The 14,483-nt window shown below is 54.0% G+C and carries 16 protein-coding genes; 11 read left to right on the forward strand and 5 right to left on the reverse strand.

Annotation, left to right across the window (positions count from 1 at the left end; all coding sequences use genetic code 11):
• Positions 1-2 precede the first annotated feature (2 nt).
• Both trpB and trpA read left to right on the forward strand, forming a co-directional pair.
• Complete coding sequence (gene trpB, locus MUU51_RS04940) at positions 3-1,196, forward strand: tryptophan synthase subunit beta (RefSeq protein ID WP_258967244.1); 1,194 nt, start codon at positions 3-5, stop codon at positions 1,194-1,196.
• On the forward strand, positions 1,196-2,005 hold the full coding sequence (gene trpA, locus MUU51_RS04945) for a tryptophan synthase subunit alpha (protein ID WP_258967245.1): 810 nt from the start codon (positions 1,196-1,198) through the stop codon (positions 2,003-2,005). Before trpB ends, trpA begins: the two co-directional genes overlap by 1 nt.
• 16 nt (positions 2,006-2,021) lie before the next feature.
• Here trpA and MUU51_RS04950 read toward each other — a convergent pair whose 3' ends face one another.
• A complete protein-coding gene (locus MUU51_RS04950) occupies positions 2,022-2,492 on the reverse strand; it encodes a MarR family winged helix-turn-helix transcriptional regulator (protein ID WP_159774518.1) in 471 nt (156 codons plus the stop codon).
• 75 nt (positions 2,493-2,567) lie between these two features.
• Here MUU51_RS04950 and MUU51_RS04955 point away from each other — a divergent pair, with 75 nt between their 5' ends.
• Positions 2,568-3,515 (forward strand): quinone oxidoreductase family protein, encoded by a 948-nt coding sequence (locus MUU51_RS04955; RefSeq protein WP_258967246.1) that lies wholly within the window; start codon positions 2,568-2,570, stop codon positions 3,513-3,515.
• A gap of 146 nt (positions 3,516-3,661) precedes the next feature.
• Here the strand turns inward: MUU51_RS04955 and MUU51_RS04960 are convergent, their stop codons facing one another.
• The gene (locus tag MUU51_RS04960; protein WP_159774514.1) at positions 3,662-4,249 is read right to left on the reverse strand and encodes a lipid-binding SYLF domain-containing protein; all 588 of its coding nucleotides are present in this window, start codon (positions 4,247-4,249) and stop codon (positions 3,662-3,664) included.
• Between the two features lie 164 nt (positions 4,250-4,413).
• Positions 4,414-5,046: an outer membrane protein OmpW gene (gene ompW, locus MUU51_RS04965; protein ID WP_159774512.1), complete on the reverse strand. Its 633-nt coding sequence runs from the start codon at positions 5,044-5,046 to the stop codon at positions 4,414-4,416.
• A gap of 397 nt (positions 5,047-5,443) precedes the next feature.
• Between ompW and MUU51_RS04970 the strand changes: the two genes are divergently transcribed.
• From MUU51_RS04970 to yciA, 3 genes are read left to right on the forward strand one after another with little or no spacing between them, the layout of a single operon-like run.
• On the forward strand, positions 5,444-6,187 hold the full coding sequence (locus MUU51_RS04970; RefSeq protein WP_159774510.1) for a YciC family protein: 744 nt from the start codon (positions 5,444-5,446) through the stop codon (positions 6,185-6,187).
• Between the two features lie 52 nt (positions 6,188-6,239).
• Positions 6,240-6,776 carry a septation protein A gene (locus MUU51_RS04975; RefSeq protein ID WP_125354792.1) on the forward strand — a complete coding sequence of 179 codons (537 nt, stop codon included), beginning with the start codon at positions 6,240-6,242 and terminating at the stop codon, positions 6,774-6,776.
• On the forward strand, positions 6,777-7,175 hold the full coding sequence (gene yciA, locus MUU51_RS04980; RefSeq protein ID WP_258967247.1) for an acyl-CoA thioester hydrolase YciA: 399 nt from the start codon (positions 6,777-6,779) through the stop codon (positions 7,173-7,175).
• Between the two features lie 35 nt (positions 7,176-7,210).
• Here yciA and MUU51_RS04985 read toward each other — a convergent pair whose 3' ends face one another.
• Positions 7,211-7,747: a YniB family protein gene (locus MUU51_RS04985; RefSeq protein ID WP_258967248.1), complete on the reverse strand. Its 537-nt coding sequence runs from the start codon at positions 7,745-7,747 to the stop codon at positions 7,211-7,213.
• Positions 7,748-7,886: 139 nt separating this feature from the next.
• On the opposite strand from MUU51_RS04985, the gene hxpB reads away from it, so the two are divergent.
• The 4 genes from hxpB (at position 7,887) to MUU51_RS05005 (ending at position 11,690) form a co-directional block, all read left to right on the forward strand.
• Entirely contained in the window at positions 7,887-8,555 is a 669-nt protein-coding gene (gene hxpB, locus MUU51_RS04990) for a hexitol phosphatase HxpB (RefSeq protein WP_258967249.1), read from the forward strand.
• A 166-nt stretch (positions 8,556-8,721) separates the two neighbouring features.
• The gene (gene kduD, locus MUU51_RS04995; protein WP_258967250.1) at positions 8,722-9,483 is read left to right on the forward strand and encodes a 2-dehydro-3-deoxy-D-gluconate 5-dehydrogenase KduD; all 762 of its coding nucleotides are present in this window, start codon (positions 8,722-8,724) and stop codon (positions 9,481-9,483) included.
• A gap of 94 nt (positions 9,484-9,577) precedes the next feature.
• The gene (locus tag MUU51_RS05000; protein WP_159774500.1) at positions 9,578-10,168 is read left to right on the forward strand and encodes a metal-dependent hydrolase; all 591 of its coding nucleotides are present in this window, start codon (positions 9,578-9,580) and stop codon (positions 10,166-10,168) included.
• Between the two features lie 130 nt (positions 10,169-10,298).
• Positions 10,299-11,690: an L-cystine transporter gene (locus tag MUU51_RS05005; RefSeq protein WP_258967251.1), complete on the forward strand. Its 1,392-nt coding sequence runs from the start codon at positions 10,299-10,301 to the stop codon at positions 11,688-11,690.
• Positions 11,691-11,747: 57 nt separating this feature from the next.
• Here MUU51_RS05005 and cedA read toward each other — a convergent pair whose 3' ends face one another.
• Positions 11,748-11,990: a cell division activator CedA gene (gene cedA / locus MUU51_RS05010; RefSeq protein ID WP_159774496.1), complete on the reverse strand. Its 243-nt coding sequence runs from the start codon at positions 11,988-11,990 to the stop codon at positions 11,748-11,750.
• A gap of 234 nt (positions 11,991-12,224) precedes the next feature.
• Here cedA and katE point away from each other — a divergent pair, with 234 nt between their 5' ends.
• Positions 12,225-14,483 (forward strand): catalase HPII, encoded by a 2,259-nt coding sequence (gene katE / locus MUU51_RS05015; RefSeq protein WP_258967252.1) that lies wholly within the window; start codon positions 12,225-12,227, stop codon positions 14,481-14,483.

Below are 14,483 nucleotides of genomic sequence, written 5' to 3' on the forward strand. Positions count from 1 at the left end.
ACATGAATACATTACTGAACCCGTACTTTGGCGAATTTGGCGGCATGTACGTGCCGCAAATCCTGATGCCTGCCCTGCGCCAGCTGGAAGAAGCGTTCGTGAGCGCGCAGAAGGATCCGGAATTTCAGGCGCAGTTCACCGATCTGCTGAAGAACTATGCCGGTCGCCCAACGGCGCTGACCAAATGTCAGAACCTGACCGAAGGCACCAAAACCACGCTGTATCTCAAGCGTGAAGACCTGCTGCACGGCGGCGCGCACAAAACGAACCAGGTGTTGGGTCAGGCGCTGTTGGCGAAACGCATGGGTAAAACCGAAATCATCGCAGAAACCGGTGCCGGTCAGCACGGCGTGGCCTCTGCTCTGGCGTGTGCCCTGCTCGGCCTGAAATGCCGCATTTACATGGGCGCCAAAGACATTGAGCGCCAGTCGCCAAACGTCTTCCGTATGCGTCTGATGGGCGCAGAAGTGATCCCGGTACACAGCGGTTCAGCCACACTGAAAGATGCCTGTAACGAGGCGCTGCGTGACTGGTCTGGCAGCTACGAAACCGCGCACTATATGCTCGGGACCGCCGCTGGCCCTCACCCGTTCCCGACCATCGTGCGCGAATTCCAGCGCATGATCGGCGAAGAAACCAAAGTGCAGATTCAGGAGCGTGAAGGTCGTCTGCCCGACGCCGTCATCGCCTGCGTCGGCGGCGGCTCTAACGCCATCGGTATGTTTGCAGATTTCATTGACGACGCCTCTGTCGGCCTGATTGGCGTTGAGCCGGGCGGACACGGGATTGAAACCGGTGAGCATGGCGCGCCGTTAAAACACGGTCGCGTAGGCATTTACTTCGGCATGAAATCGCCGATGATGCAGACCGAAGAAGGCCAGATTGAAGAATCTTATTCTATTTCTGCCGGACTGGATTTCCCATCTGTAGGGCCACAGCACGCGTTCCTGAACAGCATCGGCCGCGCGGAGTATGTGTCGATTACGGATAACGAAGCGCTGGACGCCTTTAAAGCGCTGAGCCGTCACGAAGGTATCATACCGGCGCTGGAGTCTTCTCACGCCCTGGCCCATGCACTGAAAATGATGCGCGAGAACCCTGAAAAAGAGCAGCTGCTGGTGGTTAACCTCTCCGGTCGCGGCGATAAAGACATTTTCACCGTACATGACATTCTGAAAGCGCGAGGGGAAATCTGATGGAACGCTATGACAACCTGTTTGCTGAGCTGAAAAAACGCAAGGAAGGCGCGTTTGTTCCCTTCGTAACGCTGGGCGATCCGAACCCGGAACAGTCGCTGAAAATCATCGACACCCTGATTGAAGCCGGTGCCGACGCGCTGGAGCTGGGCATTCCCTTCTCCGACCCGCTGGCCGATGGTCCGACGATTCAGGATGCCACGCTGCGCGCGTTTGCGTCCGGCGTGACGCCGACGCAGTGCTTCGAAATGCTGGCCGCTATTCGCCAGAAACACCCGACCATTCCCATTGGCCTGCTGATGTACGCCAACCTGGTCTTTAACCGCGGCATTGATGCGTTTTACGCTGAATGCGCGCGCGTGGGCGTGGATTCCGTGCTGGTAGCGGATGTGCCAGTGGAAGAGTCGGCGGAGTTTCGTCAGGCGGCGATGCGCCATAACGTGGCACCGATCTTCATCTGCCCGCCAAACGCCGATGACGATTTGCTACGCCAGATTGCCTCCCACGGTCGCGGATACACCTATCTGCTGTCCCGTGCGGGTGTGACCGGAGCGGAAAACCGCGCCGCGCTGCCGTTGCATCATCTGATTGAAAAACTGACCGAATACCACGCCGCACCTCCGTTGCAGGGCTTTGGTATTTCCTCCCCGGACCAGGTGACGGCATCCGTTGGGGCAGGCGCCGCTGGCGCAATTTCCGGCTCAGCGATTGTGAAAATCATCGAGAAAAATCTCGATAATCCAACCACGATGCTGGCGGAACTGAAAACCTTCGTGCAGAACATGAAGGCGGCCACTCGCAGCGCATAATCTTAACGCCGTCTGGTTATTCGCCAGACGGCGCTTCCTCTTTCACCACGTCCGCGTATTTGCGCACCAGTCGAAACAACTCGCTGATTTCCTCTTCCGGCCACCCGGCAAAAATCCGGTTCATCAACGTCTGTCTGGCATCATCAATACTGTTGGTTAAGGCCTTTCCCTGTTCCGACAGCGTCACTTCGCTGATCCGTTTATCACGCTCGGCGGGCTGCTTCTGCGCTAATCCCAACGCCTCTAGCCGCTTCACCTGTCGACTCACGGTGGTGTAATCCCGCCCTAACCTGTCGGCAAGCTCCACCACGCCCGATGGACTATAGCGTCCGATAGTCACCAACAGCGGAAACAGCGCCTGATCGAGCTTCACGTTTGCCGCCGCAAGCAACGCTTCATCCCGCTGCGGATGGTTCATCACGCTGATGATATCCAGCAGCGCACCGTGAAAATCGGTCACATCAATTTTTTTATGTGCATGTTGCATATAATATCTTCCCGGCGTACAGTGCCCTTATCCAATATGTGCATTTTACACATATCTTGTTTAAGGAGAAAGTTTATGAAAGCAGCCGTGGTTTTCGACCCCACTAGCGGTCCGGTATACAGCGATTTCGCGTTGCCGGTGGCCGGAGAAAAACAACAACTGATTAAGATTTCCGCCTCGGCAATTAGCCATGTGGTGAAAAGCCGTGCCTCAGGCAAACATTACAGCTTCGATGGCACGCTACCCTTTATCGCCGGGATCGACGGCACTGGCGTCACCCCGGACGGGCAGCGCGTTTATTTCGTGTTCCCGCCAACGCCGTGGGGAAGCATGGCGCAATTTGCGCCCGTGGATATCGCCCATTGTCTACCGCTGCCCGACGGTCTGGACGATGCGACCGCTGCCGCGATGGCCAATCCGGGGATGTCGGCCTGGGCCGCGCTGGTTAATCGGGCCGGATTCAAAGCCGGTGAAACCGTGTTGATTAACGGTGCGACGGGCAGCGCCGGACAGCTGGCGGTGCAAATTGCACGCTATCTGGGCGCGAAGAAAATTATCGCCACCGGGCGCAATGCACAGGTTTTGGCGAGTCTCAATGCGGATGCCACTATTTTACTGACCGAAGATGAAACCATACTGGCCCAGACGCTGGCCACCCATGCATCGGCGCAAATTGATGTGGTTGTTGATTATCTGTGGGGAGACAGTGCAGAGCAGTTGTTGACCGCGCTGGCAAAACACACGCCGGGCGTGACGCCCGTGCGCTATGTACAGGTCGGTTCTCTGGCAGGTCAAGAGATTACGTTGCCCAGCGCGGTGCTGCGCTCATCACCGATTCAACTGATGGGTAGCGGGATTGGCAGCCTCTCCCTACCCCAGCTAGTGCATGCTACAGGAGAAATGCTGCAGGCCGCCGTCACCGGGAAATTTACCATTGCCCATAAGACGGTGCCGTTAGCCGATGTCGCTCAGGCCTGGCCGCAGGATAACAGCCAGAACCGGACCGTCTTTCTCATCAAATAACATCCCCAAAAAAGAAGGGGTTGAAGTTATTAATGAGAAGCATTATCTTTCTCATTACTGAATAGTTGAGCAAATCACTCAGGTATTCGGTACGACATTGCTCACATTGCTTCCAGTATGACTTGCCCGCCTTGCGCGGGCTTTTTTTACTTTTTGTTCAGGTCGTCATCCGGCCAATATTTATAGCCATTGACCATCGCCTGGGCTGCCAGACCTTTTTCGGTCATTTCATAGACGCTGACTTTAGACGGTAAGGATTCCGTCCCCGTTGCGACGCCATTGGCAGAAGCACCCGCTCCAGCACCTTTATCATCGTATTTCGCTGCCGCGTTGGCATCCGCGCCAACAACATAGCCGTCGGTGATAAATTTATTCAGTGATTTGGTGTCGTGGAAGACAATAACCGTGCTCAGCTGTTTGATGCCCACACCCACACCTGCGCCACCTTGCGCCATTTTCATGTAGGTATCTTTACCGCTGTGCAGATCTTTCACCACGCCGTAACCACTACCAAAACCAAAGACGAAAATTTTGCTACTGTTGCTGGAGAAGACGGCGTAACCAGTTGAGTGCTGAATATCGCTGCGTGCTTCAGGATGTAGGTTATACAGCTGGGTTAAGGTGTCGGTGCGCATTTTTTGAATGGTGGCACGCTGTTCGCGGGCGGTATCGCCGCTGGCACTGCAACCGGCAATAACGAGTGCCGAAATAAGAAAGAGGGATTTAAGTTTCATCGTTAACATCTGCGTCTAATCATGAGCGCGTTATTTTAGGCAGATTGCGGGCAGATGCGAGCGAAGCGGCGGGTACAACTGTAAGCAATTTATTTATAAATTTCAGATATGTAGCGAAATTGTTACAGCAAAGAGTGGCTACCAGGCAGCCACTCTTATGACACTCAGAAGCGATAACCTGCCGAGAACATAAATACCCACGGATCAAGGCGGGTGTGAATGGTTTGATTCTCACCTCCGGCCTTAAACTTCACATCGGTATCCACGTCCATATACCAGACCGAGGCGTTAATCAGCCAGTCGCGGTTAATCAGATAATCAACCCCCACCTGTCCTGCCGCGCCCCAGGAGTCAGTGGCGCTGAGATCGGACAGACCGGCATCTTTACCGGTATCGTTGAAATCAGTGTTAAAGAAGGTGGTGTAGTTGATACCTGCCCCGATGTACGGACGCACTTTGCTGCTGGCATCGAAGAAATACCACTGTGCCATCAGCGTAGGCGGTAACAAATTCATCGTTGCTATGGTTCCGGTCGGGCCGGTACCAACTTTACTGCGAAACGGCGAGGCGGCCAGCAGTTCGATACCGATGTTATCCGTCGCCATATAGGTGAAGGTTAAACCGAGCTGAGTATTGTTATCGACGGTGAAACTTCCGAGGCCCAACACATTATCCGAACCTTCTGTTGGGCGAATCGTCGCGGAACCTGCACGTATAAAGAACTCACCCGCTTCATGCGCCCAGGCTCCGCCAGAGAGACTGCTTAAAACCAGCGCTGCCACTGCTAACTTTTTCATATCCATTCCTTCCCTATGGTTTTTATAAGCGCGCTGAATATACCCACAAATAAGTAAAAACGATCCAACTCAGATCACACTCGTTCCTGAGATTTAACATTCATTGATCTGGATTAATTTTTAACGGTGGATTACTTACAATTAAAACCCATCTGCATCAATTTTTGACTTTTCTCTGTTACAAAAAAGGCGGTCTGGAAGGTTCGTCCCGCTTTCCTGTCAAATCAAAGACGACGCAAATGGTGAAATTATGCTCTAAATGCTTCTGGCGCCCCTTTTTGCTTACTACTCCTTTACAAAGATATGCCTTTCCATACAGGTGTTGATGCTGCCACTTTGACGTCGGCTGGGTTACAATTGCCGGCTTATTACTACCAGCCAGACTCAAGGAGAGTGCATGTCTATCACGGCTAAGTCGGTTTACCGTGACACGGGTAATTTTTTTCGTAATCAGTTCGTTACTGTTCTGCTGATTGCGTTGTTGTGTGCATTTATCACGGTGGTTCTTGGCCATGCGTTTTCACCGAGCGACGAACAGCTCGCACTGTTGAGCAGCGGCGATAATCTTGCGGGTAGCGTAGGGCTATTTGAGCTGGTGCAAAACATGACGCCGGAACAGCAGCAGATCCTGCTGCGCGCGTCAGCAGCGTCGACGTTCTCAGGACTGATTGGTAATGCCATTCTCGCGGGCGGCGTACTGCTGCTTATCCAGATGGTCTCTGCGGGTCAGCGCGTCAGCGCTCTGCGTGCCATCGGTGCCAGTGCTCCGGTGCTGCCGAAACTGCTGCTGCTCATCTTCCTCACCACGTTCCTGGTGCAGATGGGCGTGATGCTGGTTGTGGTTCCTGGCGTGCTGCTGGCAATCGTGTTCTCTTTTGCACCGATAATGCTGGTCCAGGACAAACTGGGTATTTTCACCTCGCTGCGCAGCAGTATGCGTCTGGCTTGGGCGAATATGCGTCTGGTGGCCCCGGCGGTCATCGGCTGGCTGCTGGCGAAAACCCTACTGCTTATCTTCGCACCCAACTTTGCCGTGCTGACGCCAAACGTAGGCGCGGTGGTGGTGAACTGCATCAGCAACCTTATTTCCGCTTTATTGCTGATCTATTTATTCCGCCTGTATATGCTTATTCGTAACTGATCTCTCCCAGGCCCGGAGTACCCGGGCCGTTACTGAAATACGGAACCGATGTATGAAGCAGTTTCTGGATTTTTTACCGCTGGTGGTGTTCTTTGTTTTCTACAAACTTTATGACATCTACACCGCAACTACGGCACTGATCATCGCCACCGCGGTAGTATTGATTTACTGCTGGGTGCGCTATCGCAAAGTTGAAAAAATGGCGCTGATTACCTTCGTGCTGGTTGCGGTATTCGGTGGCCTGACGCTGTTCTTCCATAACGATGAATTTATCAAATGGAAGGTCACTGTGATTTACGGTCTGTTCGCCGGGGCGTTGCTGTTCAGCCAGTGGATCATGAAAAAGCCGCTGATCCAGCGCATGCTGGGTAAAGAGCTAACCCTGCCGCAGTTCGTTTGGTCGCGTTTGAATATTGCCTGGGCGCTGTTCTTCATCGTCTGCGGTCTGGCAAACATTTATATCGCATTCTGGATGCCGCAAAATATCTGGGTAAACTTTAAAGTGTTCGGCTTAACCGCCCTTACCCTGATTTTCACACTGCTGAGCGGCGTGTACATCTACCGCCACATGCCGCAGGACGACAAGTAAATGACCGTAAGCAGTGAAGCGCCACTGGGCGATTTAGTTCTGCGTACGCTGGCGATGCCCGCGGACACCAACGCCAATGGCGATATTTTTGGCGGCTGGATTATGTCGCAGATGGACCTCGGCGGCGCGATTATGGCCAAAGAGATTGCCCAGGGCCGAGTAGTGACTGTGCGTGTCGATGGCATGACGTTCCTGCGTCCGGTCGCGGTCGGTGACGTGGTGTGCTGCTACGCACGCTGCACCAAACGCGGCACAACGTCGATTACGGTAAACATTGAAGTGTGGGTGAAGAAAGTCTCTTCAGAGCCTATCGGTCAGCGTTATAAAGCCACCGAAGCGCTGTTTATCTATGTAGCGGTGGACAACGAAGGGAAGCCGCGGCCATTTCCGCAAGCGTAAAATAATAAACCGGTCTTGATGACCGGTTTTTTTTATTACAGGAAACCTAACAGTTTAAAGAAGAAGTATCCCGCCACAATCACAATCACCGGCAGAACGTACAGTTCGAAAATCTGTAAAAAGAGGGTGTGGTGAGGAACCACAATTTTTGCCTCAAGTTGCTCTCTGCTTAAGCCTTCCGGCCCTTTCGCTTTCTCGAGGATCAGTTGATCCTGCACGCCTTCACGCACAAACTTCGCCTGACGGCTCATGCGCGCGCCCGACGACTGCAGAGCCAGGCCGACAAACACCAGCGCGAAGATAATCCAGAACCCAATATTCAGGCTGTGGTGAAAATCCGGCTGCGGCGAGTTGTACCAGAAAAAATTCAGGAACGGCGTATTAAAACGGATCATCTCAATCATTACGTGAGCAAAATCGAGCAGAACGGCGTCGATGCCTGGCTGCTTCTCACTGTGCTCAAACATGAATTTGAACACCGATATTAACGTGGAAATCACGGCCGGGATAAAAATGACCCAGCCCAAAATACGTTTCAGTACGGCGATGCGTCCAGCTTGTTGATACGTCATGGGTTCCCCTTGTTCAGACGCGCTTTTTGTTTCGCTGTAAGTCTACCTTTAGTTGTGGCTTTTCGCCTGCGCTTTAAAAGCGATATGGTGTACGATTAGGTCGAATCTCAGGCCTTTTTACCTCTACAGGAGTTGCCTTATGACAGCCCAGCGTCAAATTCTTGCCGCTATCTTTGATATGGATGGTTTACTGATTGATTCCGAACCGCTGTGGGATCGTGCCGAACTGGATGTTATTGCCGGTTTGGGTGTCGATATTTCACGCCGCAACGAATTGCCTGACACGCTCGGTCTGCGAATCGATATGGTTGTAGAACTCTGGTTCGCGCAACAGCCGTGGAACGGGCCGAGCCGTGAAGAAGTCACCGCACGCATCATCAGCCATGCGATTTCCCTGGTTGAAGAACAACGTCCGCTGCTGGCTGGCGCGCGCGAAGCTATTGCACTGTGCAAATCTCAGGGTCTGAAGATTGGTCTGGCATCTGCTTCCCCGCTGCACATGCTGGAAAAGGTGCTGGCAATGTTCGACCTGCGTGAGCAGTTCGACGCCCTCGCCTCCGCCGAAAAGCTGCAATACAGCAAACCACATCCGCAGGTGTATCTGGACTGCGCCGCGAAACTCGGTGTCGATCCGCTAACCTGCGTGGCGCTGGAAGACTCCGTTAACGGAATGATCGCCAGTAAAGCCGCACGTATGCGTTCAATCGTGGTACCTGAACATGAAAACCAGGCAGACCCACGCTATGTGCTCGCAAACGTGAAGCTCTCCTCGCTGGAGCAGCTGACTACCGAGCACCTGTTCGGTTAGGCTCTTCTGCCCGGCAGCATCGTTGCCGGGCAATTGTCATAAAAACGCCACCACCGTCAAAATAATTAAAACATCGTTTTATTTTAGTTTGAGTTTTCACGCCCTCGCCTCTATGCTTCTCGCATTACCTGCATCATAGCGATAAAAACAGGCCAGAGGAGTGCTTATGATTCTCAATGCGTTCAATCTTTCCGGAAAAGTGGCGATTATCACCGGCTGCGATACCGGTTTAGGCCAGGGTATGGCACTAGGGCTTGCTGAAGCCGGGTGCGACATCGTTGGCGTGAGTCGCAAAAACCCACAACAAACGGCAGAGCGCGTTCAGGCGCTAGGCCGCCGATTCAGCTTCGTTCAGGCCGATCTCAGCCAGCAGGATAAAGTTGAAGAGATAGTTACCCGTGCGGTTTCCGAAATGGGGCGTATCGATATTCTGGTTAACAATGCCGGAACCATTCGCCGGGAAGATGCGCTGAATTTCAGCGAAAAGGACTGGGACGACGTGATGAATCTGAACCTGAAATCGGTGTTTTTCCTCGCTCAGGCCGCTGCCCGCCAGTTCATCCGTCAGGGTGACGGCGGAAAAATCATTAATATCGCGTCGATGTTATCCTTCCAGGGCGGGATCCGCGTACCATCCTACACCGCCTCAAAAAGTGGCGTGTTGGGCATCACTCGCCTGCTGGCAAATGAATGGGCGCAGCATGGTATCAACGTTAATGCCATTGCTCCGGGCTATATGGCGACCAACAACACTCAGGCTCTGCGCGAAGATGAGGACCGCAACAAAGCGATTGTCGAGCGCATCCCGGCCGGTCGCTGGGGAAACCCGGAAGACCTGCAGGGACCGGTGGTATTTCTGGCCTCGGCGGCATCTGATTACGTCAACGGTTACACACTTGCGGTAGACGGTGGCTGGCTGGCCCGCTAAACGCGGGATTTTGCAAACAGTTACACCGTCACCTCTTCCGCCCACTGTATAAAAACCCTATACTGTATGAATTGACAGTTTGACGGGTTTTATCATGACGGCGGAAGGCCACCTGCTCTTTTCAATAGCCTGCGCGGTGTTTGCCAAAAATGCCGAACTGACTCCGGTTCTGGCGCAGGGTGACTGGTGGCATATTGTTCCCGCTGCGGTATTGACCTGCCTGCTGCCGGACATCGATCACCCGAAGTCCTTCCTTGGGCAGCGCCTGAGCTGGATAGCCAAACCCGTGGCGCGAATATTCGGCCACCGCGGCTTTACCCATAGCCTGCTGGCGGTATTCGGCAGCCTGACCCTGTTCTATCTAAAAGTGCCCGAAACCTGGTTTATTCCTGCCGATGTATTGCAGGGCATGGTGCTCGGCTATCTGAGTCATATTCTTGCCGACATGCTGACACCTGCGGGCGTGCCGTTACTGTGGCCGTGCCGTTGGCGTTTCCGCCTGCCTATTCTCGCACCGCGTAAAGGGAATCAGCTCGAACGCGTGCTGTGTATGGTGTTGTTCGTGTACGCCGTGTGGATGCCGCAATCTATGCCGGATAACAGCGCCGTCCGCTGGTCATCCGGCCTCATTAGCGAACTGCAATTTCGCTTCGACAAGTTTATTAATCACCAGAATGGCCATTAAATCGCCTGCAAGAGAGTTTTTGGAATAATCCATTCCATTTGAATATAAGCGTCAAATCACACTTCTGATAATCTTGCGCCATTAGAGCGTGTCTATTTTTAGACACAATAATGAGATCAGGAGAACGGGGATGAATTTTCCATTAATTGCGAACGTTGTAGTGTTCGTGGGATTGCTGTTTGCTCTGGGGCAAACACGAAATAAAAACTGGAGTCTGGCCAAGAAAGTGTTGGTCGGCCTCGCGGTCGGCGTGGTCTTCGGCCTGGCTCTGCAGCTGATTTACGGCGCAGACAGCGCAGTGCTGAAAGAGTCCATCCAGTGGTTCAACGTCGTGGGCAATGGTTATGTCCAGCTGCTGCAAATGATCGTCATGCCGCTGGTCTTCGCCTCCATTCTTAGCGCCGTGGCGCGTCTGCACAATGCGTCTCAGCTGGGTAAAATCAGCTTTCTGACCATCGGCACCCTGCTGTTTACCACGTTGATTTCTGCGCTGGTCGGTGTGCTGGTGACCAACCTGTTTGGCCTGAGCGCTGAAGGTCTGGTTCAGGGTACCGCTGAAACTGCGCGTCTGAACGCGATTCAAAGCACCTACGTGGGCAAAGTGGCTGACCTGAGTGTACCGCAGCTGCTGCTCTCCTTCGTGCCGAAAAACCCGTTTGCCGACCTGACTGGGGCCAACCCAACGTCTATTATCAGCATCGTGATTTTCGCCGCCTTCCTGGGTGTGGCCGCGCTGAAATTGCTGAAAGACGACGAGCCAAAAGGCAAACGCGTACTGACTGCCATCGACACACTGCAAAGCTGGGTGATGAAACTGGTGCGTCTGGTGATGCAGCTGACGCCGTACGGCGTGCTGGCGCTGATGACCAAAGTGGTGGCCAGTTCTAACCTGCAGGACATCATCAAGCTCGGCGGTTTTGTGGTGGCGTCTTACCTCGGTCTGGCGATTATGTTTGTGGTGCACGGTCTGCTGCTGGGTGCTAACGGCGTGAATCCGCTGAAGTACTTCCGCAAAGTATGGCCAGTGCTGACCTTCGCCTTCACCAGCCGTTCCAGCGCCGCGTCTATTCCACTGAATATCGAAGCGCAGACTCGCCGTCTGGGCGTGCCGGAATCTATCGCCAGCTTCTCAGCCTCTTTCGGCGCCACGATTGGTCAGAACGGTTGTGCGGGTCTGTACCCGGCCATGCTGGCAGTGATGGTTGCGCCAACAGTGGGTATTAACCCGCTGGATCCACTGTGGATTGCGACGCTGGTCGGTATCGTCACCGTCAGCTCTGCCGGTGTGGCTGGCGTCGGTGGTGGTGCAACCTTTGCAGCTCTGATTGTTCTGCCTGCGATGGGCCTGCCGGTTACCCTGGTCGCACTGCTGATTTCTATCGAGCCGCTGATCGACATGGGCCGTACGGCGCTGAATGTGAACGGTTCCATGACTGCCGGGACGCTGACCAGCCAGTGGCTGCGCCAGACCGATAAAGCGGTAATGGAAAGTGAAAACGAGGTGGAGTTGGCACACCGTTAATCTGTGCCGCTTCCCATAAAAAAAGCGCCGATTCGGCGCTTTTTTTTATCGTTCAAACTACTCTTCGATTTCGCCTTCCTGACGCATTTGCGTCGCCCAGCGCTGGGCGGACTCCGGTCCGGTAAAAGCCTGTGAACGCTGGAATCGATTCCCCATCAGCACGAACGCGACATACTTCCCCCGCAGCTTCCAGACATCCCGATAGCCATCGACTTTCGAGGCGTGATCAGGCGGTGCCGGTTCGACACGAGGCACATAGCTGATCACGGGGCGATTGTTGTGTTGACGCAGCGGTTTCATAAGCGGAAAAGCACCAGAACGAAATTCAAAGTCAGTAAAAACCTATCATAGCCGATTGTGGTCGCCACCGTCGCGCCCTGTGTGCGAAATCGCGCCTGCCCCAGTGAGATGAATCGGAATTACGCCTGTGATGGCCGGAGAGCAGCACCCTGTGTTCTATAGTTAATAGGTTTTGACGCAATGTTTGACGCAACAACGACCCTTTTCTAATAACGAAAACAGGAGACGAGTGCAATGTCGACAAAAGATAATAAAACCCCCCCGCATCAATCCCCGGTACACGATGCCACTGAATCCCAGCCCGGTCTGGACTCCCTTGCCCCTGACGACAATTCGCATCGTTCCAGCCCGCATCCGACGGCGCCAGGCGAAGAGCCTACTGCGCCGGGCAGCCTGAAGGCGCCCGATATCGGCAATGAAAAACTTCATGCTTTGGAGACTTTTCGCAAAGGCGGCGACGATGTGCCGCTGACCACCAATCAGGGACTGCGAATTGCCGATGATCAAAACTCCCTGCGCGCCGGGGCGCGTGGTCCGACGCTGCTGGAAGATTTCATCCTGCGTGAAAAAATCACCCATTTTGATCATGAACGCATTCCTGAACGCATCGTGCACGCCAGAGGTTCGGCGGCGCACGGCTATTTTCAGGCCTACAAAGACCTGAGTGATCTTACCAAAGCCAGCTTTCTGGGCGACGCTGATAAAATCACCCCTGTCTTCGTGCGTTTCTCCACGGTTCAGGGCGGCGCAGGCTCAGCCGATACGGTGCGTGATATTCGTGGATTTGCGACAAAATTCTATACCGACGAAGGGAATTTCGACCTGGTTGGTAACAATACGCCGGTGTTTTTTATCCAGGACGCGATGAAGTTCCCGGATTTCGTTCACGCGGTAAAACCCGAACCGCACTGGGCCATTCCGCAGGGCGGTAGCGCCCACGACACTTTTTGGGATTATGTTTCCCTGCAACCTGAAACGCTGCACAACGTGATGTGGGCGATGTCAGACCGCGGTCTGCCGCGTAGCTATCGCACCATGGAAGGCTTCGGCATTCACACCTTCCGGCTGGTCAACGCTGAAGGGAAATCCACGTTTGTGCGTTTCCACTGGAAACCCGTGGCAGGCAAAGCGTCGATGGTTTGGGATGAGTCGCAAAAACTGACGGGCCGTGACCCTGATTTCCACCGGCGTGAACTGTGGGAAGCGATTGAAGCCGGGGATTATCCAGAGTACGAACTGGGCCTGCAGCTGATCCCCGAAGAAGACGAATTCAAATTCGACTTTGACCTGCTCGACCCGACCAAACTCATTCCCGAGGCACTGGTACCGGTACAGCTGGTAGGGAAAATGGTGCTGAACCGTAACCCTGATAACTTCTTTGCCGAGAATGAACAGGTCGCGTTCCACCCTGGCCATATCGTGCCAGGCATTGATTTCAGTAATGACCCACTATTGCAGGGGCGACTGTTTTCCTACACTGATACACAAATCAGCCGCCTCGGCGGGCCAAATTTCCATGAAACTCCAATTAACCGCCCTGCCTGCCCGTATCACAATTTCCAGCGTGACGGCATGCACCGGATGGATATCGACACCAATCCGGCGAACTACGAGCCCAACTCCATCAACGATAACTGGCCGCGAGAAACCCCGCCTGGCCCGCATCGCGGTGGATTTGAGTCGCATCATGCCCGGGTTGATGGCGATAAAATTCGTGAGCGCAGTCCTTCGTTTGGCGAATATTACGCGCATCCGCGTCTGTTCTGGAACAGTCAGACGGCGGTGGAACAGCAGCATATCGTCAGTGCCTTTAGCTTCGAGCTGAGCAAAGTTGCCCGGGCGTATATCCGCGAGCGGGTGGTCGATCAGCTGGCGCATATCGATCATCAGTTGGCAAACTCCGTGGCCGATAACTTAGGGATTACGCTGACTCAAGAGCAACGAAACATCGCCCCACCTGCCGCCATTAACGGGATTAGCAAAGACCCGACGTTAAGTCTGTATGCTATTCCGGGCGGCGGTGTGAAAGGCCGCGTGGTGGCCGTTCTGTTGAGCGATAAACCGGTGGCAAAAGAGGTGCTGGCGCTGCTAAAGGCACTTAAGGCACAGGGCGTACACGCTAAGCTCCTTTACTCACGGATGGGCGACGTCATCGCCGATGATGGTTCGGCATTACCGGTGGCGGCGACTTTTGCAGGCTCGCCTTCGCTGACGGTCGATGCGGTGATTGTGCCTGGCGGGGATATTGCCAGCCTGGAAAAACAGGGTGATGCCCGGTATTACCTGCTCGAAGCGTATAAACACCTGAAGCCGATTCTGCTGTCCGGGGATGCGCGTCAGTTCAAAACGCTGTTACAGGTGAGCGAAAAAGGTGAGGAAGGTTTAATTGAAGGTGACAGTGTCACCGATAAGCTAATGAAATCCTTCCTGACCCAGCTCGCCGCGCATCGCGTATGGTCGCGGGCAAGTAAAATCCCGTCTATTCCTGCGTAA

Source organism: Scandinavium manionii, from assembly GCF_024764775.1.
Lineage (GTDB): Bacteria > Pseudomonadota > Gammaproteobacteria > Enterobacterales > Enterobacteriaceae > Scandinavium > Scandinavium manionii.